Here is a 20,327-nt window from a genome sequence, read left to right as displayed (position 1 = left end):
CCGAGTATTTAACCGGATCTGATATAAAAAGACACGGAGGGACACGAGTTAGTTATCAATTATAAATGCAGGGCATCGATTTCGACCACAGAGGTCGATGGGAAACAAAAGCACCCGACGGACGAATTATAAGTCGATACGCGATTCCACTCTCCGTGAATTGACGAAAGCCCCCGAGTCTCGTACCGGCTTTGAGGTTGACGCGATCGATTCCCCTTCAATCGGGAGCGACGAAACCGCCTTCTCCAATGGCTCGGTAGACTTCGCGAATCATATCATAGTCGCCGTCTTCCACGGCGACGAGGGTCGATTCTTGGAATTTTTCGTTGGCGCGGACCGAGGATAAGGCGGCAATTAAATCTTGTTGTCGGGCGATGGCGCGATCGCGCAACAATGCGATCAGTTGCGGATCGGTGTTGCTGTTCACCACGAACACGTCATTGGGCAACGGCGGACCTTTTTTCAACAGGGAAAAATCCGCTTCCGAAAATCCTTCTTCCCGCAAAAACCGTTCGTAATCGATCAACGGTCCTCCCCAGGCCTCCACCTCTCCGGATTTCAACGCCTTCAAACTGCCTTCTGGCCCCAACATTTTGACTTGATAATCGGTTTTCGGGTCCAGTCCCGCCTCCATCAACATTTCTGTCGGGCCGAGATGTCCGCTCGTTGACCCCACTTGACGCATGGCGATCGTTTTTCCTTTCAGATCGGCGACGGTTTTGACGGGACTCGCCGCGGGGACGGCGATCACCGAATGGTAATTGGGGCGGGTGATGGCGACGACCGGAATGGCGTTGGTCCGCGCCCGAATCAGGACATATTCCGAAGGACCCGTCAGGGCGATATCGATTTTCCCCAATTGCAAGGCGGAAGCCGCCTCCGCATAACTGTCTACCGGGTAAAATTCGATCTCGCGCTCCAATGCCACCTCTAAAGCCACCCGAAATGCCTCGTAATCCCGTTCAAGATCGTCGAGTCCCTGAACGTCCGTAACGGCAAACTTGAGGGAATCTGCGCCGTCTCCTCCGGGAGGGGCGAAAAGGGCGGTTTGAGTTGCTGCGGTACAACTGGCCAGAAACAACAAAGTCAATCCGATAAAAGAACGTCGGTCGATCATAAAATGACCTCACAAGAGACAATAATCAAAGATCATATTCTTGTTTTCAACAATAAGAGATAAATGACAGATTGACCTTAATTTTAGATTAAGTTTAGATTATAGTTTCTGATAAAATATGGTCGAACTTCGGAGATGTAAACTGCACCGGCGACGGAAAAGAACTTGTTGTTGGGCTTTAGCCCCCATCTGCCCTGCAGCGCAACAACGAATACGTTAGAGGATTTCACAATCGCCCTGAAAGGGTGCAGGCAACCCGGAAACCGAGGACGCTGTGCCAGTCAATCGGGAAACCCCTTCCACGGGAAGCACAACGGCAACCTGCGACGTGATAGCGCCACGACCCACCCCGTTCCACTCGTCTTCTGCCATCATTCAACAAATTGGCGATGTTATCGACATAATTTTGATAGCGGTTATCGTTGTTTTTTTCATCCCAAACGCTACCATCTGAGGGGGCATCTAAATAACTGTTATGCCAGGGGTCGGCGCACCACTCCCAAACATTACCGTGAATGTCGAATAAACCAAAGGCATTGGCGTGTTGAAAATTAATAGGTGTGGTTTGTTTTCGGTGAACTCCTTTAGGGCCATAACCATAACTGGAGTTACCGTTATAATTGGCAAAATTCGTTGTTATTGTTTCTCCGAGATGAAACGGGGTGGTTGTTCCCGCCCGGGCCGCATACTCCCACTCGGCTTCGCTGGGAAGTCGGTAGAGTTTTCTAGTTTTTTGGGAAAGTCGGGCGCAAAATTCGACGGCATCATACCATGAAACTCGTTCTGCCGGACGATCCGATCCTTGAAACCGAGATAAATCGGGGTCGAGATCTCTTTGAATTCTGGGAAAGTTAACGACTCGCTGCCATTGGGCTTGGGTAATCGGATATTTAGCAATTAAGAAGGGTTGAATCGTCACTTGACGCTGGGGACTCTCATCGTTCGATCGCCCTTCTTCATGGGCAGGCGATCCCATCGTAAAACTTCCCCCGGGAATCAGCACCATTTCTAAAATGACTCCGTTTCCCAAACTTTCGATGATAAATTCTGCTTTGCCGCGATCGCGCCCAATTTCTCGACCCGTAGAATTGAGTTTGACCACATCAAATTCAAAAGTATGAATTTTGGGTTTGATACTCGAAGGTGGCGGGGGTGGCGGTAATTTGGTCTTTCCGCGAAAGCTTTTCAGTCCGGGGCGAGGCGGAGGTGGAGGAAGGGGGAAATTTCGTTTTGATGATATTTTCAACTCTCCTAAAACTTCCGAAACGGATTGATAGCGTTTTTTGGGTGTCGTTGCCACCAAGCGATCTAAAATTTGACCCAATTCATCACCGATCGCATTTCCGTTCAAACCGTCCCGCCAGATCCACTCCCCCTCCACCGGATCGTATAAATTAAAGGGGCTCATCTGGGTTAACAGATGCAGACAAGTCACGCCCAAACTGTACAAATCGCTGGCAAATCTGGGTTTTCCCATCGCCTGTTCCGGGGCGCAGTATTCCGCCGAACCGATAATCGTCCCGGTGACGCTGCGTTGAATTTTGGGGACGGCTTTCGCCGCGCCGAAATCCACCAAAACCAATCGATTGTCGCTTTCTCGTCTGATAATATTTTCCGGTTTGATATCCCGGTGGATGACGTTGCGATCGTGGACGAATTTCAAAACCGTCAATAAATCCCGCAAGAGTTCCCGGATTTGCTTTTCGGTAAACGCCCCGTTATTTTCTAATTCTTGCTGTAGCGTTTCCCCGTCGATAAATTCCTGCACCAAATATTGGCGGTTATCCGTGGTAAAATAAGCCAAAAGTTCGGGGATTTGGGGATGTTTTCCCAGTTCTTCCAGACGCCGCGCCTCTTGGTCGAACAATTCGGCGGCTTTGTCCAGGTTTCCGGTTCCCTGAGCTTGGGGGAGAAACTGCTTGATGACGCAGGGGGGTTTGGAGGGTTTGAAGTCATCGACGGCGAGGAACGTGCGCCCGAAGCCGCCCTGTCCGAGGATGCGTCGTGCCCAGTAGCGCTCGGCGAGGCGCAGTTTGCCGCCGCATTTCTGGCAAAACTGCCCGCCGTCGGGGTTGCCGTGGAGACAGTCGGGGTTGAGACATTGGATCATGGCACGCGGGGATTGACACCTATAGCGCTGCGCGCAGGGAGTCGGGAGTCGGGAGTCGGGAGTCGGAACTCAAAACTTTTGTAAGGATTTCACGGTTTCTTCGCCGATTCCAACTGTTAATATACCCTGAGCGCACCGCCATACATTAATTGTACTGCCAATCCCGCGATAATTTGAAATTTAACACCATCGGAGAAACCGGGTTTTTCCAAAAAATGGAGACACCCGGTTTCCGACATCAACTTAAACGGCGGCTAAAATCACCATTCCCGCCGGAGGCAAGTCCAGGCGGAGGGCCGATCGCCCCTTAAATTCCTCCACCGTCACCGTTTCGGAAGTCGGCGGATTTTGCAGTTCCGCATCACTCCAATCGCCGCGATAGAGCACTTGCAAACACGAACCGGGCGGATGGATAATGGCATCGACCGTGACGTAGGCGCCCCGGTTTTCCGTGCCGTTGGTATTGATCGCCGCCACCACTTCGCGATCGCGGAAAATGCGCGACCAGGCGACCAATTCTCCCGCCCCCGGCATCGAAAACGGCCGGTTCAAAAACGAGGTTTCCCGCAAATATTGCCGGCCCCGCCGCAGTGCCAAACCCGTCAAATCTTTCCCGTTGCGGATGCGGGCGATCGCGGCAATTCGCAAATAGGCCGGATGGCAACCGTCAAAAAAGTGACATTTTTCGGTTTCAAAGGCTCCGAAAAGCCCCCCGAACATCGCCTCCCGGATGTAGCGGTCTTCAAATCCGCCGCCGGGTTCGAGGTTGAAATCGTGGCGATCTTCCGTGCCGTCGAAGGCCTGTTCCGTGCCGTAATAAATGCAGGGAATGCCCAGCGTCGTCAACTGCACCCCCACCGCGTGGGCGACCTGTTCGTAGCGGGCGGGGATGGAATTGTGGGCGGAAAAGCGGTGTTTTCCCTGCCGCCCCACCATGTCGTGGTCGTCCAAAATCGAAACGTGATACTGCCCCGCCAAACGGTGGCTGCCGAGGGCGTCGAAGCCGCCGAATTGCCCGAAAAATCCTTGCGGGTCCCGCTGTCCCTTCACGAACCCGGCCAGTTGAACCGTCGGTTCGCCGATATCCAACACCGCATCCACATTCAAACCAAAAATTTCCAGGTAAGTTTTCGCCGTCGTCGCGCCGCCGGTGACTTCCCCGAGAAGCATGAAATTTTCCTTGCCGATGGATTCGGCATATTCGTGAATTGCACCGCAGAAATTCCGCGAAACTTCCCAGGGCAAATGTTTCACCGTATCGATCCGGAACCCGTCGCAGTCGCTCAGGGCGATCCAATATTGGTAAACTCGAATGACCGCCGCCAGAGTATCGTCCCGACTCAAATTGAGGTCTTTTAAATCGAAGAAGTCGCCCCGCCGAAATTCGACGTCGGGATGGAGGGGATCTTCCCCAACATTAGCATCCCAGCGGCCGATCTGGCCAGCCCGGGTGTACCATTCCCAATTCTGGAATTCCTCGGGCCAGACGCCATCTTCGAGATCGGCAATTTCCGGGATACTTTCACCCCGGCCCGATCGCCAACCGTGGATGTCGTGGGGCGGCGAAAATCGGTAGGATTTCGTCGTCATCGGATCGCCGTTTTCGTTCCGGTAAAACCAGTTGTTGCCCGTGTGGTTGTAGATGATATCCAACATAACGTACATCCCGCGATCGTGAGCTGCATCGACGAGATCTCGCAAATCCTGGCGCGTTCCGAAGCGGGGGTCGATGTCCAAGAAGTTTTGGATGCCGTAGCCGTGGTAGGTTTCCAAGTCCTGCCGCTGTTTCCAAATCGGCCCCACCCAGAGGGTCGTCACGCCCAAGTTTTGGAGATAATCCAGTTTGCTTTCGATGCCTTTGAGGGTGCCGCCGACGAATTTTTTCCCCGCCGTCATCCAAACGGTTTTGTCGGCAGTTGGGTGGGAGGGATTGTCGCGATCGAACAGGGGAAAATCGCCTTCTTTGCCGTCGCTGAAGCGATCGGGCAACAGGAAGTAAAAGACCTGATCTTGCCAGGTGGCGGGGCTAGGATTCACCCGTCCCCGAGGGTTGAGATCGATCGCCGATAACGTTTTGGGAGCAATCGATTCGATGGGAGTTTGCGTCATTATTTGAAATCCAAATAGAGAACAGATGGAATCCCCAGGTCAAATCAATTTGACCCTTTCTCCGTTTCATCCGGTGAAACGGTGCGGCTAACCGGATGAAACGATCAAATGGGGCGCACTCCGGGCATGACCCGTTCCGCGACATCCCGTAATATTAGATCCAGTTTTTGATTCAGTATCGATGGCAGATACCCCCGAGGCGCCCCGCCCCGAGCGGGTGGGAAACCGGAGGGCGAGTTCGATTTTTGAGTATTTCATTTAATAGATAGGGCGCTGAGGAGCGGAGGGAGCGGTGGGAGCAGGGGGAGCAGGGGGAGCAGGGGGAGCGGTGGGAGCGGTGGGTGAGACATCCAGACCGCTTGGGAATCAATTCCCAAGCTAATAGCTCAAATCATATTCAGATGATTGGGGAGGTTGTACGAATCTGATATAAGATGTCGCCTCTGCCTCCAGGAGCCCCTGGAGCCCCCTCTACCTCCTCCGCCCCCCTACTCCCGACTCCCTATTCCCGACTCCCTATTCCCGACTCCTGACTCCCCGCCCACGGCGCGATCGGGCATAATGCCGTGAATACCCCCCTTGAGGCGACTTCGATCCTATGACTCCGACTCCTATCTCCCTTTCCAAAACGGTTCTGGCCGGTTTATCTTCTTTGATGTTTGCGATCGCCCCCGGAAGTCCCGCCCGCGGCGCCGAAGAAATTACCCTCTCCTACGGTCCGGCCGAAACCTCCATCCCCATCGCCGACATCGAACGGTTCGCCCGGGAAGGCAAAACCACCCCGACCCTGGTGCTCTACGGGCGCCTGCTGCGAATTCAGGACGGCGAAGGGTTGCGGGAGGCCCTGACGACCCCCTTCCAGGCGAGTCCCTGGAGTGTGGAGCAGTTTCTCGACAAGCCGACGGGGGAAGTGATCCTGCGGCGGATGGGGAAGGTGGTGAACACGGGAACGGGGAAAAACGGCGCTTCGGCCCTGAGAACCGCGATCGCCGGAGCTGCCGCCCGCCCGGGGGGCCTGACGCTGCTGGGCATCTTGCAGGAGTTCCCCGACCGCGAAATTCAGATCGATTTGGAGTTCAGTTTGAACGTGGTGCGGCAGACGTCCCGAGTCCTGTTGGAGGACACCGCCGTTCTCGAAGCGCTCCAGCAGAAGCGGCGGGTCGAAGATCCCGATCGCCCCACCCCCAGCGAACCCTTCAACTTGCCCAACCCCCGCCAACCCGGACCCTATTCCTGGCGGGAAGCGGAGCTGCTGTTTTTCAATCCCAACCGCGATCGGCCCTCCCCCGTCTACGTCTACATCCCGGAGAATTTGGGCGCCCCCGCCCCCCTGATCGTGATTTCCCACGGCCTGGGGTCCGACCCCAAAACCTTCAGCTACGTCGCCGAACACCTAGCCTCCCACGGCTACGCCGTCGCCATCCCCGAACATATCGGCACTAGCGCCAACCGCTTCCAGGGGTTTTTGGAGGGGTTCGAGCGCCCCCCAGAGCCGTCGTCCTTCGCCGATCGCCCCCTGGACATCACTTATTTGCTGGACTTGCTCGAAGAAAAGTCGCGGTCGGACCCGGCTTGGAGAAATCGCCTCGACCTGCAAAATGTGGGCGTGATGGGCCAGTCCTTCGGCGGTTACACGGTGCTGGCCCTGGCGGGGGCGACCCTCAACCCGGAGAAACTCAAAGAAAACTGTTCGCAGCCGGACGAACGGCAGATCACCCTGAATTTGTCAATTTTGCTGCAGTGTCGGGCCCTGGAAGTCGCCCCGGAGCGCCAAAATTTCCGCGATCGCCGCATCAAGGCCGCGATCGCGGTCAACCCCCTCGCCAGTTTGGTATTCGGCGAGTCGGGGATGGGCGAGATTGACATCCCGGTGGCGATTGTGGCGGGCACCAACGATTACATCACCCCGGCCCTCCCCGAGCAGATCGAGCCCTTCACCTGGCTGAGAACCCCCGACAAACTCTTGGTTTTGTTCGAGCCGGGGACGCACTTTTCCTTTTTGCGGGAAAATGGGGGGCAGGTGCCGATCCCGCCCCAACTGATCGGACCGGACCCCGAAAAGGCCTACCCCTACTTGAAAGCGCTGAGTCTGACCTTTTTCAACGTCCACGTCCGCGATCGCTCCGACTATCGGGCCTACCTGAGCGAGGAGTATTTGCAAACCCTCGGCCCCTCGCCGTTCACCATCAATTTGGTGAAGGATTTGAACCTCGAAGAACTCCGGGCAGCCCGGTCGGCTAATCGCTGATTTGCAACTTCACGGTCAGGGTTTTGAGCTGTTCGTTCATCCAGCGATCGAACAGTTCGTTTTGCAGCCGCTGTTTCATGCCTTTGGTTTCCAAAGAAACCTCGATAAATTCTTCGATGCGGAACAGGCACCAGCGCCCCTCGACTTCAAAGGGGCCGACGATCTGCCCGACTTGTCCCCCCTCGACGGCGGGTTTGATGGTTTCCGGGATGGTCGCCCGACTCACGGCCCCCATCATGCCGTTGACACGGCTTTCGGTGGTGACGGAATGTTCCCGGGCGATCGCCTCGAATGTCGCTTCTCCGGAGAGGATTTTATTTTTCAAACTCTCCGCCATTTCGTAGTCGTCAACGACGATTCTGGAGAGGACGACCGAATCTAAAAAGGGCTTCCGTTCTTGGAAATATTCTTCCAATTTCGGACCCACCACCGCCAATTTCAACGTCTCCCGCTTGAACCCGTTGGAAACCTGCTCGTGGAAGGCGTTGTAGGTCATGCGATTTTGGTCGAGCCAAGCCTGGAATGCCTGGGGATCGCTGAGGTTGCGCTCCATGCGGAAGTTGATCACCGCCTGCTCGACTGTCGCCGGATTGACGTTCACATCTTCGCGAGTTTGCAGCTCTTTGTCGATCACGTACTGGCGCAGAATTTCTGACAAAAAGGTCTGAAATTTGCCTGAACTTTGCAGGTATTTCAAGGACTGACCGAGGCTGATCGAGTCGGTGTCGTTGATGGTCATGAATGGTTTGGACATGATCTTAAAATTGACTCCTTTTCAAATCGGACAGGAAGAAAGTTTTTCAATAATTGACCCGAATTTTTATCGGATGAGGCCGGGAAGCGGGATGCACAATATGGGACGTTTTCCGGAGAATTTAACAAATATTTCCCAATTCACCCCGGCGGGAATAGGGAACGGTTGATGGAGTGCGGACTCCTGCTCTAATTAAACCACAATCCCGGAGCATTTGACCTCCCGAGATGCCGGAAATTATCGGAGAGTTTTACAAGATCCAGGGGCGCCCGACCCGCCAAGCCAGCGCCAGCAAGATCGCCGCGATCGCCCCAATGAAGGTATTGAGAAAATTGACCACTTCGTTGGTGAGCCAGTCCCACCGGGATTGCAGGGTGGCGCCGATGAGGCTTTCGATGTTGGTGGCGACGAAGGCCGCGATCGCGCACCAGAGAATCCCGATACCATCGACCAAACCGACTCCCCACCCCACCAGGGCGATGGCGATCGAAGCCAAAAATCCGGCGATCGTCCCCTCCAGGCTGATGGCCCCCTCCGTCCCCCGGGGAACTGGCTGCAGGGTGGTGATCAGAAACGTATGTTTCCCGTAGGCTTTCCCCACCTCCGAGGCGCAGGTATCGGACAGTTTGGTGCTGAAACTGGCGACGTACCCCAACATCAGCAGGGAAATGGCGATCGGCGCGACCTCCGCATCGGGAATCCATCCCCGCACCGCCAACACCCCCGCCCCGCACAGCGCCCCGGTCAGGGCCGATCCCCAGACATTTTCCGGACCCCGGGCACCAGACCGCTTCTCGGCGATCCCTGCCGCCTCCTTTTCCGCCATGCCGATGCGCGTCACCCCCGACCCGACGACGAAGTAGAAGGCGACTACCGCATATCCGGGCCACCCCAAACTCCCCCACACCAACACCCCCAAAATCCAGGCGTGGACGATGCCGGCGGGGGTGAGCAATTTCTTGGGCAGCAAGGCCACGATCGCCAACAGCACCGTATTGAGCGCGATCGCCCCCACCCAAGGACTCCACACCATCGATTCGGTCAAATACATAATCTCCCCCACTAATTATTAATTGTTAATTGTTAATTATTAATTATTAATTGTTACCGGTGCCATCAACGCTTTCTCCACCGCCTTGATACACCGGGAATCCCGCACCATCCAGGCGTGCAGCAGGACATCGAGGAGAATTTCGTCGCCGACGGGGACGCGGGAACTGCTGGCCGGCAGGATCATGGCGTCGAAGGGCGTCCAGATCGAGGTAAAGTTGATTTGGTCGAGGGTTTCGATATCTCGGTTCAAATCGCAGAGAAAGGGGCAGTAGGGGCGCATCTGGAAGGCCCCCAAGGTGGGATAGAAGTAGGCCAGCCAGGTTCCATAGTGGGGGGCGGAAATAGTGATCAGCCGTTGTACGCGATCGAGTCCCCCGAGGCGCTGGACGTAGTAGCGGCTGACGATTCCCCCCATGCTGAATCCGATCAGATCGAAGGGTTGTTCCGGCGGGAAGGTTTTGTCAACGTAGTGGGAAATTTGTCCCGCCAGCCGATCGAGTCCCGCCAGTCCGTAGTTGGGGCGCAGGTTGAAGCTGTGGATGTCCCAACCCCGTCCTCTCAGGTAGGCGGACATGAGCCGGAAAATGCCGGCGGTATCGAAAATACCGTGGATGAGTAAAACCGGATTGCGGGTTTGAGTCGGGTTCATCGCGATCGCAACTGATATCGAGGGGTTGACGGTTCAAGAATAGGGGAATTTTCCCATTTTATTTTTGCCATTATGACGCCCCTCGGACCGGCTTCGGATTGCGGGGCGATCGTCCGGCCGGAATTCTGAGCGTTTGTAAAGACTCACTCCATAAGTGTAAAGACCCACTCAGATTTCACCCCGGATCGCCCCGATCGAATCTCAGGATCGCGAATTGATGTGAACTTTTGTAAATAAATGTGGACAAACCTTGCACGAGATTCTAATGTAAGTCTTGGGCCTGTCCTGCTCGATCTTGTCAATCTGCCAAAAACTGAACGGAGTACGTTTAATGCTGGGTATCGGTAAACTGTTCGGACTTAATAAAAAATCTGACTATTATTTAGAGCTTGATGAAGCGAAGGGAAACGGTTCGGCGCCGCCAAAAGCCGAACCCAAGCCCGAAGCTCCCAAAGCGGAAAAGGTTAAAGCCCCCGAGGCTTCAAAGGTTGAAGCCCCCAAGGCTGAAAAGAAAACCAAGAAAACAGCCAAAAAAGCGCCGCAGGCTGAGAAAGCCCCGGCCGCACCTGCGGCCGTGCCATCCAAACCCGCACCGGAACCCCCGCCCCTCAATCAAGGCCTGAGCCCGACTCCGGCGGGGATGACCTTCGCCACGGACTACTTGCTGCCCAAGGCGACGCCCTCCCGCCGGCGCCCTGGCCCGAGCATGAATATGTTTAAGGATATGGCCCGCCAGGTTTCGCGCTGACCGAGGGGGGTGGCACTGGGGCCGGTCCGAGTGTCGGACTGGCTTCTGTTCCCAGAAGGTGGTTTTCCAGAGGATTCTCCCACTCGATGCGGTTGACGATCGCATCCTGGGGCAGAAATCGGAATTTGAGACGCCCGCGTTCCGTCATCACGGACAGGCAATTTTGGGGGACGTTGAGGGTGACTTGCTTGTAACCCCACGTCCTCATCTGTGCGATCGCGTCCCCGGCTTTGCAACCGACGAGTTCTCGGAGTTCCGCGACGGTCGGAAAGTGGGTGGGGACGTTTTTTCGTCCGACTCGCCGACCTGGAATGTCGGTCGGTCGGAGATGAGACAAATAGGTGAGTGCCATCGAATCTGTTCTCCTGGAGGTGGATGGGGGACAGTTTTGCTATTACCTAGCATCCGCAATCGGACGGCGATCGTCAATGGCAATAAGTTCAGGACTTGTACCGCCCGTCTGAATCAAAAGATGGAAAAGTTCAGCCGTCTGGGCTTTCATCGTGGTGAATTGGCTCGAAACCCTTTCAAATCAACCGTTTCAGGGCGATCCCCACGGCGCGATCGCCTCCCGAAAATTAATATCACCCGGTCAGGTGATGCCAAATTGGTCTGGAACTGATACAGTTAGAATTGAGATGCTACGAATAGGTGAGTTATCCATCAGCCGCAAGCTGGTGGATTTTTTTTGGTTTGAATCCCACCCAACCCGTCGCCGACCGTTTCGAGGCCGATCTGCCAATTTGCCTGTAGTTCTTTATGGTACAAGATTTTTGAACGTTTGGTTGCGATGGCGACGCCAAATTTGGGGGTCAATCCCCCCGCTCCGGGCGTCAAAGCCGGAGCGAGAGGAGGGTAGCCCGAAACGGGCCGGGTTTGAGACCCCAAATATTTGGTAAGATACCTGGCAGATTGCAGGCTGGAGCCATTGTCAAGATCGCTCCGACCCCATGCAGTACAGGACACTAAGGACAGCGGCGAGTTAGGATGGAATGGCATATTACCGATGCCCAGAGTTTGGGCATCATCGATCGCGAAATCGGGACTCACGTCTTTTCTCCGGCAGAGTACGAAATTGTCCGGCGCGTGATTTACACCACGGCAGATTTTGAATACAAATCCCTCGTGCGTTTTTCGGACCAAGCCCTGCAAGCCGGGGCCGCCGCCCTCGCCGCCCGCACCACGATTGTCGTGGACGTGCCGATGGTGCAGGTCGGGATCACCCCGCAAATTTTGGCGACCTTCGCCAACCCCGTCTACTGTTCCCTCGATACCGTCACCCGGCCCCAAAAGGAGAAAACCCAGACCGCCTGGGGCATCCAAACTTTGGCGAGACGCTATCCCGAGGGCATTTTCGTCATTGGCCAGGAACAGACGGCCCTATCCGGATTGGTGGATTTGATCGAAGCCGAAGAAATCAAACCTGCCCTGGTTATCGCCACGCCGTCCGGGTTCGTGGGGGCGGACGTGGCTAAATCCAGGCTGAACGATTCGATGGTTTCCCACATCCGCATCGACGGACGCAAGGGCTCTGCGGTGGTCGCCGTGGCGATCGTCAACGGTCTGGTAGACTTGGCTTGGCAGGCCTACGGGCGCCAGGAGGGAACGGGGAGTTAGGGAGAATTGATAATTGATCATTGATTTCCCCCGACCCCAAATCCCACAGACGTTTTGGGGTCAATTCTCTCGCTTTTGTCACCCTTAAAGGCTAGAGTCGATCGCCTTTTTCATCTGATTTCCGAACCCGATCCTAAATCGATTGACCTTCACACTGTTTCTCCAGCAAATCGATCAGTTTGACGGCATTTTGATAGTAGCCTTTGATTCTTGTATAAGTGATGCCAACATTCCTGCCATGAGCAATGTTATTTCGATTGGCAACAATACTATCAATTGATTCTTTGATCTCACCTTGGACGACTTGAGATAGCCGCTCCGACCATTTGGGGTTGAAAGATTTAGCAATATCCAAAATTTTTTCCATTTTAGGATTTTGAAAACCTGACAGTTGCTTTTCAACGTAGTTCGCCACGAAAGGCGATGCTTGACTTTGGGCATATTTGCTATATATGGAACGGACGGAAACCTCCAGAAAACCGGATACCTGAATACATAAGTATCTAGCCCAATGGGACTGCATTTCGGCATCTTCTGGAAGTTTAGATATCTTGTCAAACAAGTCATCAAGCTGCTGCTTGTAACGCACAACTTCTATGTTTTTCATTGTATGTCTTTGAAAGACTTGATGGCTTGTTCGAGACGACTTTGCACGATGGATTTTTCTGTGGTACGGGAAGTGTTTACAGTCACTTCTAAAAACTTGGGACTGTTGAGAAGATCTTGATAATTAGCTTGGAGTGATTCTTCATTCTCAATGATACCTTGTTTGAGCCGACGTGCCAAACCCACCATCATGGAATCAAAGACAGCCGCATTAATTTGTTTTTTAGGCTTGAATGCTTGCCGACCCAATATTTTATGAGCCGTTTCAATTGTATCAACAAAAATATGTGTAATTTCCATTTTATTTTGTTGATTAAAATGACGATTTGAACCCATAAAATTATTTAAAAAACCTTTCATCGGTTTTTGATAATTTTCCCCTTCAAAATAGAGAGCCAGAAATCGCAAAATGAGTTCCTGATCTTTCATTCTATTATCAGGGATGCTCGATCCATATATACTTCTCCAAGCTTGATTAAGATTGAGCTCTGCCAACAAATCATTCAACTCTCCATGATAAATACAGGCTCTAATTTCTTGAGGCTGTAATTTAACTCCGCCAGTATTAAGCCTTTCAAAAATATGGTAGATACTGCTATTATCATCCGACGGATCATCTTGCTTGACGATCGTGGCAGGTATTATTGAATCATCTAGCCGGCGCCGATCTTCCTCGGATAATGTACTGTAAGTTAGTCCTTTAAAGTCATCAATAACTTTGGTTAACGAGAATTTTCTAGATTTTGGATAATCTTCGGGTAAACTTCCAAAAACTTCATCATAAAAATATTGAATCGTTCGCAATCTTTGTTGTCCATCAATCACGATCAGTTTTTGGGTATCTTGTTCTTTAGCCAAGAAAATTCCCGGCACTGGTAGACCCAACAATAAAGACTCGATAAAACGAGATGCTTCTGGAGGCTTCCAGACATATCCGCGTTGAAAATTCGGCACATATATGCTCCCGTTTCTCATGCGCTTGACCAAACTATCAACCGGATAATCAGCACCGTAACTTGTGATCGAATACTTGAAGGGAAGAATCTCTTCTTCGCTCTCTTCCGACTCATTATATAAAGTTTCTTGAATGTCTGACATGGCATTTATGGTGGTTGAGTGCGACCTATGGGACATTAATAGTATAATTCAATAACGGCGCGATCGCGGTTTCGTGCGGCCGTAGCGCGATCGCATTTGGCGGGTCAACTCCATAAACGCATCCCGCCGCAAATAGGGATATTCCCCCACCCAAATATTCTGGCTGGGAATGTAGATGTCCGATGTCTCGTTGATGGTGCTGAGGTCTTCCATGTAAGATGTCACCAACATCACCGCCACCTGGCCCCGGTGCAGTCGCTTGTGGGTGCGGTTCAAAGGGGCTTGAATTTTCATTGTAAATCCCGTCTTATCTCCCACTTCCACATTGATGCGGCGTTCGAGACTTTCGATTAAAATTAACTCGCCGCGATCGTTCACCGATTCCTGTTCGTTCGTCACCGCTTCGGAGATGTAATAATCCAAAACTTTCCCCTGCCAAAATCCGCAGTGCGGATACTGGCGAAACTGCCGATTTTTGAGACTCGCTTCAAAGATAGGCCCCCACAACCAGTACAGGGCGAACATGACCAGGGGAATCAACAGAATTTGGGCGTGAGTTGCCAACTCCAGCACGGCCAAAACCAAGGTTCCCACGGCCGAAATCAACAGCCGCCTCAGCAGTTGCGAGGGCTTCCCCCAGCAGTGCTGGTACTGATCGCTCGTCGCGACAGCCGGAACTAACTCTTCAAAGGTCTGACGGGTTAACGGAATCAGCATATTTTGTATTGGGGTGTGCTCGGTGGGGTGTGCTCGGTGGGGTGTGGGGGAAGCGGAGGGAGCGGAGGGAGCGGAGGGAGCTCAGAAACGGGTGGAACATCTGCACCGCTTGGGAATTAATTCCCAAGCTAATAGCAAAAATCATCTGAAGATGATTGGGGAATTTGTACGGTGAGAAAACTAGATCGAATATAAACTTGCCTCCTCCGCCTCCTCTGCCCCCTCTGCCTCCCCCACACCCCACACCCTAAACCCTACACCCTCCTCTACAAAATCTTTTCTAGCCCATAAACCAGGGTTTTGAGCGGGAGGACTTTGCGGATCGCCAGCAGGACTCCGGGCATATAGCAGGCGCGATCGCTCGTGTCGTGGCGAAGGGTGTAGAGTTGGCCGGGGGCACCGAAAATCACCTCTTGGTGGGCGATCAGGCCGGGGAGGCGGACGCTGTGGATGCGGATCTGTTCGGCTCCCGTCGCGCCTCGGGCGCCGGATAATTTTTCGGTTTCTTCCACTTCTGGCCGGTTGTAGGTTTTGCCCAACTCGGCCAGCATTTGGGCGGTTTTGACCGCCGTGCCACTGGGGGCGTCGGCCTTTTGGTTGTGGTGGAGTTCGATAATTTCAACGTGGTCGAAATACTGGGAAGCCGCGATCGCAGCCTGTTGCATCAGCACCACGCCGATGCAAAAATTAGGAATCAGCAGACAGCCCATGCTGGCCTTATCGGCAAATTCTGCCAGATCTTGAATTTGGGCGTCACTCAAGCCGGTGGTGCCCACCACGGGGCGGATACCATAGGCGATCGCGGCGCGGATATTATCATAGACGGAATCCGGGTGGGTAAAGTCCACCATCACCCCGGGCTGCTTCTCCTGGGCGGCCATCGCCAGCATCCCCTCGCGATCGTCGGTGATCGGGATTTCCAGGGGTTCGATACCCGCCACCGTCCCCGCATCTTGGTTGAGACAGGCGGGGTTGCGATCGATCGCCCCCAACAGAATCATATCGTCAGCGGCGGCGACGGCCTTGACCACCTCCCGCCCCATCTTGCCCCCCGCACCGTTGACGATCACCGGAATCGGACCTTGACCTGCCATTTCTGTAAAACCTCCTGACCGCAATTTCGGGATCTCCGACATCCCGACAGACTCTTCCAACTATGAAAGCACGTTGTGACCGAGGAAGCTACTCCATCGGCCTAGAATACAATAGGAGGTCGAGCGCCGCTATCTTCGATGACGGCCAAACCTCAAAACAACGGTATCGCGATCGCCGATTCATCTCCCATTCCGAAATTGAGCCAGCCGAGGGGAATTCGTCTCAAATTCGGACGTTTGAATTTTATAGCAGTGGGCGCTCGTCTGTTGAGAGTTTCCTTGGAGGGACAAACCTTGAAACCCTGATTCTTGGTGATTTCATTGCCCGACTCCCTATTCCCTATTCCCTATTCCCTATTCCCTATTCCCTATTCCCTATTCCCTGCGCGCCGCGCTATATACTGACTTCATGCCTGCTCAAAACTCTGAATCTGCTGTTTTATGGTTGTCCAAGTGGCGACTCGCCATCGTTCGGATCGCTCCCCCGCTGTGGTTGATGATCAGTCTCGTCGCGATCGCCGGTTTGGTCGGAGTCAAGCAACTCGGGGGGTTGCAGCCCCTGGAATTGAGGCTGTTCGATTGGCGGGTCCGCCTGCGACCCGAAGCCGAACCCGACGATCGCCTCTTGGTCGTCGCCATCACGGAGGCGGATATCGGCGCCCAGGAACAGTGGCCCCTCCCCGACGCCCTCCTGGCCGAGATGTTGGCGAACCTGCAACGGCATCAACCCGCGGCGATCGGTCTGGATCTGTATCGCGATCTGCCTGTCGGATCGGGAAGTGAGGAATTGGCGGAACAGTTTCGGGCGCCCAACCTGGTCGCCATCACCAAAATTGGCAATCCAGAAAATCCCAGCATTCCCCCACCGCCCCAACTTCCCCCGGCGCAAATCGGCTTCAACGATTTACTCCTCGACCCGGATGGGGTGGTCCGCCGTCAACTGCTGTTCGCGGAGGCGGACGGGACCTATTTTTCCCTGGCACTGCGGCTGGCGTTGTTATACCTGGGCGATCGCGGCATCGAACCCAAAAATAGCGCCGAAAATCCCAATTATATGGCGTTGGAAAACCGGGTGTTCGTCCCCTTGAACTCCCGCGACGGGGGATATGCCACCATCGACGATCGCGGCTATCAGATTTTGCTCAACTACCGCGCCGCCGAAGCCGCCCCCACCGTCACCCTCGCGGAAGTTTTGGCTGATGCCGTCGATCCGGCATTGGTGACGGACAAAATTGTGCTGATCGGGGCGACGGCGCCGAGTATCAAGGATGCATTTTTCACCCCCTACAGCGTCACCCAGGCGGAAAACCCGAAAATGCCCGGGGTTTTGATCCACGCCAACATGGTCAGCCAGATTCTCGGGCCGGAAATGGACTCGGCGCGACCCTCGAATTTATTCTGGTTTTGGCCGGAGTGGACCGAAATCCTCTGGGTCGGCTTTTGGGGCATTTTGGGCGGCTTTGCGGCTTGGCGCATCCGCCACCCGGCTTTGCAGGGGTTGGCTTTGATTTTGGGATTGGCGGTCATCTGGGGGACGAGTTTCGGGTTGTTTCTCCTCAACGGCTGGATTCCCCTGGCGTCGCCGGTTTTGGCGCTGTTGGTGGCCGGGACGGGGGTGGTCGCCTACAAGCAAATTCACAATGTCCTCCACGATCCCCTGACGGGACTGCCCAACCGCGCCCTGTTTCTCGATCGCACCGAACAGGCGATCGCGCGATCGAAGCGAAATCGCGTCACCTGCGGGGTGCTGTTTTTGAATGTGGATGGGTTCCGCCTCATCAACGACAGTTTGGGCAATCTGGCCGGCGATCAACTCCTGCTGCAACTGGTGGGGCGGCTGAAAACCTGCGTCCGCATGGGGGATATCATCGCCCGCCTCGGGGGGGACGAGTTTGCCATCTTGTTGGAGCACCTGCAATCGGTCGAAAATGCCACCGCCGTCGCCGAACGCATCCAACAGGCTCTCGTTTCTCCGTTTATCCTCGACGGCCATGATGTTTTTAAAACGGTCAGTATCGGCATCGCCCTGGCGGATACGGCGGAAACTCGCTCGGAGGATTTGCTCCGCAACAGCAACACGGCGATGCAGCGGGCGAAGTCGCTGAAAAATATCCGCTATCAGGTGTTCGAGCGCACTATGCAGGTGGGCGGGTTGGAGCGGTTGCAGTTGGAAACCGACCTGCGTCTGGCGGTGAGTCGCCAAGAATTCGTGATGTATTATCAGCCCGTTATTTCCCTGGAAATGGGACAAATTGTCGGCTTCGAGGCGCTGGTGCGGTGGCGGCATCCCCGCCAGGGTTTGGTGACGCCGGACCGGTTTTTGAAGGTGGCGAAGGAGACGGGGTTGATCATTCCCATCGGCCGCTGGGCGCTCCAGGAGGCCTGCCGTCAAATCGCGATCTGGCAGGATCGGTTCGAGTCTAAATACCCGATTATCGTCGGGGTGAATTTGTCGGCGAGACAGTTTATGCACCCGGATTTGGTGTCGGAAATTCGCGAGATTATCAGGAGTACGGCGATCGCTCCGGAGCGGTTGCGGTTGGAGGTGACGGAAAGTGTGATTATGGACGATGTGGAGATGACGATCGCCCTGTTGCATCAGTTGAAAGAATTGGATGTCAAGTTGAGTATCGACGATTTCGGCACGGGTTTTTCGTCGTTGGGTTATCTGCCCCGATTTCCGGTGGATGTCCTCAAGATCGACCGCTCGTTTATCGGCCGCATGGAGGAGAATTCGGAGGGGGATAATTTGGCGATCGTGCGGACGATTTTGATGTTGTCCCGGGCCTTGAATTTGGACGCGATCGCCGAGGGGGTGGAGACGGAACGGCAGTTGAAACAGTTGCGATCGCTCGGCTGCAAATACGTCCAGGGTTACTATTTCCAACGGCCTATCCCCGCCGACGCGGCGACGGAGTTTTTTGAGTCCGATCCGAAATGGTGAAATTGGGGTGTGGGGTGTGGGGACTTCAAATCAGATTCTGATAATTAACCACAATTGTCAGGTGTCGGAAATTTTAGATTGTAGGGGCCCCTGGCTTGCGCCCTATTTGTTTTTTTAAAAATTAAAAAATGTTAAAATTTCGATTTTTTTGTGGGATTGGGTTGATTTTCTTCTTGACTTCCGGTATTATTTTAAATAATGGGAATAGTGGCAAAAATAAAAATATTGCGACCACTCCCATTGTGAAGCATTGTGTCAATAGTCTACCCGAAATCGCCGCCCCATGTCAACCCCTATTCGCCAATTTTTTTCGGGGACAATTTTTGCATCATTTCCGGGCTGTATTCAACTCAGCTTTTTGCGGGACTGGGAGCGTCCGCACCTTGATATCTTGGTAGAATTCCTCCTGAGATAATTCCACCTTCGACTGGGCAGAAAGCAACAGCAACGCCCAGAAAACCCCAACGCGATCGTGCTTGGGGTGGGGGTTGTGGGGTGTGTCCTCCGCTTCCTCCGGCGGTGAAGGGGGCGGCAATTGTTTGGGTGTGGCGAGATTCGACCACAACACCAACAACTGTTCGAGATCCAGCCAATCTCCCTCGGGATCTAACCCTTGAGCCCGGAGAAGTTCGTCCAATTGTCCGGCCATTTCCACCAGGTTTTCTTGGTGGGCGAGTTCCGCGATCGCCTTTGCGGTTTGGCTTTTATTCCGAGTCGTACTGCGGCGGGGGCGGGGGCGACTCTGGCGCTGGGCGATCGTCGTCGCCATCAGTTGCAATTGTTCGATGAGCTCTTGCAGCGTCACCTGTCGCTTTTGGGGGACCTTGGCGACGGCGCGGCGGCGCAACTGGCGTTCGAGATGTTGGGGACGCAATAACCCCCCTTCGCCATCTTCCCCGTCGAAAAACTCCATTTCTTCGGCCATCCCCTCTTCGTCGGCGGATTCTTCCGCCATCAAGCTGTCGGCTTTCAGCAGCACCAACATGGAGGCGTACAGGAAGGCTTGCCCCGACTGGGAGAGCTCCGCGAACTGATTGCCCGATGCTCGCGGATGGGTTCCGGGGGTGAGTTGGCTGAGGTAGCGATCGATCACGTCGATCACCCGCACGTCCCAGGGGTCGATTTCGCCCCGTTTGGCGAGATCGATGAGAAGTGCGATTCCTTCCGCCAGACTGGCTAAGGCATCTTTGGGTTTGTCGGCAGTCATGTCAGTCTCCTGTCGTGCTGGGGCTGCGATCGCCCCGCCGTGCCGGAAGCATATCACAATTGGATTAGGGGTCGAGAGAGAAGTCGCCTTCTCCCCCTCCCATTCAGAACCGTGCGTGAGACTTTCACCTCACACGGCTCCTAGTTCAGCCGTCTCGTTGTTATGAGTACGACTCTTGTTTAGGCTACCATCTATGGCAGTCTTGGCATCGTGACAGTGGCGGTGCAGCAGTTGGAGGTTCTTGTAATCATCCTTT

18 protein-coding genes are annotated in these 20,327 nt (G+C 54.3%); 5 read left to right on the top strand and 13 right to left on the bottom strand.

Going from position 1 to position 20,327, the window contains the following annotated elements:
* Nucleotides 1–217: 217 nt before the first annotated feature.
* From LKE08_RS14090 to LKE08_RS14080, 3 genes are all read right to left on the bottom strand, one after another.
* Nucleotides 218–1,117: a PhnD/SsuA/transferrin family substrate-binding protein gene (locus tag LKE08_RS14090; RefSeq protein ID WP_324704870.1), complete on the bottom strand. Its 900-nt coding sequence runs from the start codon at nt 1,115–1,117 to the stop codon at nt 218–220.
* Between the two features lie 226 nt (nt 1,118–1,343).
* Complete coding sequence (locus LKE08_RS14085; protein ID WP_324704869.1) at nt 1,344–3,227, bottom strand: SUMF1/EgtB/PvdO family nonheme iron enzyme; 1,884 nt, start codon at nt 3,225–3,227, stop codon at nt 1,344–1,346.
* Between the two features lie 243 nt (nt 3,228–3,470).
* Entirely contained in the window at nt 3,471–5,336 is a 1,866-nt protein-coding gene (locus LKE08_RS14080) for an alpha-amylase family glycosyl hydrolase (protein ID WP_324704868.1), read from the bottom strand.
* Between the two features lie 598 nt (nt 5,337–5,934).
* Here LKE08_RS14080 and LKE08_RS14075 point away from each other — a divergent pair.
* Nucleotides 5,935–7,584, top strand: coding sequence for an alpha/beta hydrolase (locus LKE08_RS14075; protein ID WP_324704867.1), 1,650 nt, complete (start codon nt 5,935–5,937; stop codon nt 7,582–7,584).
* On the opposite strand, the gene LKE08_RS14070 is transcribed toward LKE08_RS14075, so the two are convergent.
* From LKE08_RS14070 to LKE08_RS14060, 3 genes are all read right to left on the bottom strand, one after another.
* The gene (locus LKE08_RS14070) at nt 7,574–8,338 is read right to left on the bottom strand and encodes a peptidylprolyl isomerase (protein ID WP_324704866.1); all 765 of its coding nucleotides are present in this window, start codon (nt 8,336–8,338) and stop codon (nt 7,574–7,576) included. The two genes, LKE08_RS14075 and LKE08_RS14070, sit on opposite strands and share 11 nt — an antisense overlap.
* A 250-nt stretch (nt 8,339–8,588) precedes the next feature.
* Nucleotides 8,589–9,389: a TIGR00297 family protein gene (locus LKE08_RS14065; protein WP_324704865.1), complete on the bottom strand. Its 801-nt coding sequence runs from the start codon at nt 9,387–9,389 to the stop codon at nt 8,589–8,591.
* 39 nt (nt 9,390–9,428) lie between these two features.
* Nucleotides 9,429–10,040, bottom strand: a complete 612-nt coding sequence (locus tag LKE08_RS14060) for an alpha/beta fold hydrolase (protein ID WP_324704864.1) — start codon at nt 10,038–10,040, stop codon at nt 9,429–9,431.
* Between the two features lie 331 nt (nt 10,041–10,371).
* Between LKE08_RS14060 and LKE08_RS14055 the strand changes: the two genes are divergently transcribed.
* On the top strand, nt 10,372–10,788 hold the full coding sequence (locus tag LKE08_RS14055; RefSeq protein WP_324704863.1) for a hypothetical protein: 417 nt from the start codon (nt 10,372–10,374) through the stop codon (nt 10,786–10,788).
* On the opposite strand, the gene LKE08_RS14050 is transcribed toward LKE08_RS14055, so the two are convergent.
* The gene (locus LKE08_RS14050; RefSeq protein WP_324704862.1) at nt 10,757–11,140 is read right to left on the bottom strand and encodes a hypothetical protein; all 384 of its coding nucleotides are present in this window, start codon (nt 11,138–11,140) and stop codon (nt 10,757–10,759) included. The genes LKE08_RS14055 and LKE08_RS14050 overlap by 32 nt on opposite strands.
* Before the next feature lie 635 nt (nt 11,141–11,775).
* On the opposite strand from LKE08_RS14050, the gene LKE08_RS14045 reads away from it, so the two are divergent.
* Entirely contained in the window at nt 11,776–12,405 is a 630-nt protein-coding gene (locus tag LKE08_RS14045) for a precorrin-8X methylmutase (protein ID WP_324704861.1), read from the top strand.
* Between the two features lie 133 nt (nt 12,406–12,538).
* On the opposite strand, the gene LKE08_RS14040 is transcribed toward LKE08_RS14045, so the two are convergent.
* The 4 genes from LKE08_RS14040 to dapB form a co-directional block, all read right to left on the bottom strand.
* Complete coding sequence (locus LKE08_RS14040; protein ID WP_324704860.1) at nt 12,539–13,012, bottom strand: HEPN domain-containing protein; 474 nt, start codon at nt 13,010–13,012, stop codon at nt 12,539–12,541.
* A complete protein-coding gene (locus tag LKE08_RS14035) occupies nt 13,009–14,109 on the bottom strand; it encodes a DUF262 domain-containing protein (protein WP_324704859.1) in 1,101 nt (366 codons plus the stop codon). Before LKE08_RS14035 ends, LKE08_RS14040 begins: the two co-directional genes overlap by 4 nt.
* A gap of 48 nt (nt 14,110–14,157) precedes the next feature.
* Nucleotides 14,158–14,826 carry a phosphate ABC transporter permease gene (locus LKE08_RS14030; protein ID WP_324704858.1) on the bottom strand — a complete coding sequence of 223 codons (669 nt, stop codon included), beginning with the start codon at nt 14,824–14,826 and terminating at the stop codon, nt 14,158–14,160.
* A 266-nt stretch (nt 14,827–15,092) separates the two neighbouring features.
* Nucleotides 15,093–15,920: a 4-hydroxy-tetrahydrodipicolinate reductase gene (gene dapB, locus LKE08_RS14025; protein ID WP_324704857.1), complete on the bottom strand. Its 828-nt coding sequence runs from the start codon at nt 15,918–15,920 to the stop codon at nt 15,093–15,095.
* 138 nt (nt 15,921–16,058) lie between these two features.
* Here dapB and LKE08_RS14020 point away from each other — a divergent pair, with 138 nt between their 5' ends.
* Both LKE08_RS14020 and LKE08_RS14015 read left to right on the top strand, forming a co-directional pair.
* Entirely contained in the window at nt 16,059–16,226 is a 168-nt protein-coding gene (locus LKE08_RS14020) for a hypothetical protein (protein WP_324704856.1), read from the top strand.
* A 103-nt stretch (nt 16,227–16,329) separates the two neighbouring features.
* On the top strand, nt 16,330–18,864 hold the full coding sequence (locus tag LKE08_RS14015; protein WP_324704855.1) for a CHASE2 domain-containing protein: 2,535 nt from the start codon (nt 16,330–16,332) through the stop codon (nt 18,862–18,864).
* Between the two features lie 328 nt (nt 18,865–19,192).
* Here LKE08_RS14015 and LKE08_RS14010 read toward each other — a convergent pair whose 3' ends face one another.
* Both LKE08_RS14010 and LKE08_RS14005 read right to left on the bottom strand, forming a co-directional pair.
* A complete protein-coding gene (locus LKE08_RS14010) occupies nt 19,193–20,071 on the bottom strand; it encodes a segregation/condensation protein A (RefSeq protein ID WP_324704854.1) in 879 nt (292 codons plus the stop codon).
* Nucleotides 20,072–20,200: 129 nt separating this feature from the next.
* Nucleotides 20,201–20,327: HNH endonuclease (locus LKE08_RS14005; protein ID WP_375341430.1), on the bottom strand; the 127-nt coding region annotated here is incomplete at its 5' end.

The sequence above is a fragment of the Lyngbya sp. CCY1209 genome, assembly GCF_035615495.1.
GTDB lineage: Bacteria > Cyanobacteriota > Cyanobacteriia > Cyanobacteriales > Microcoleaceae > Limnospira.
Note: the sequence above shows the minus strand (reverse complement) of the source record. Positions and strands in the feature narration are given on the sequence as shown.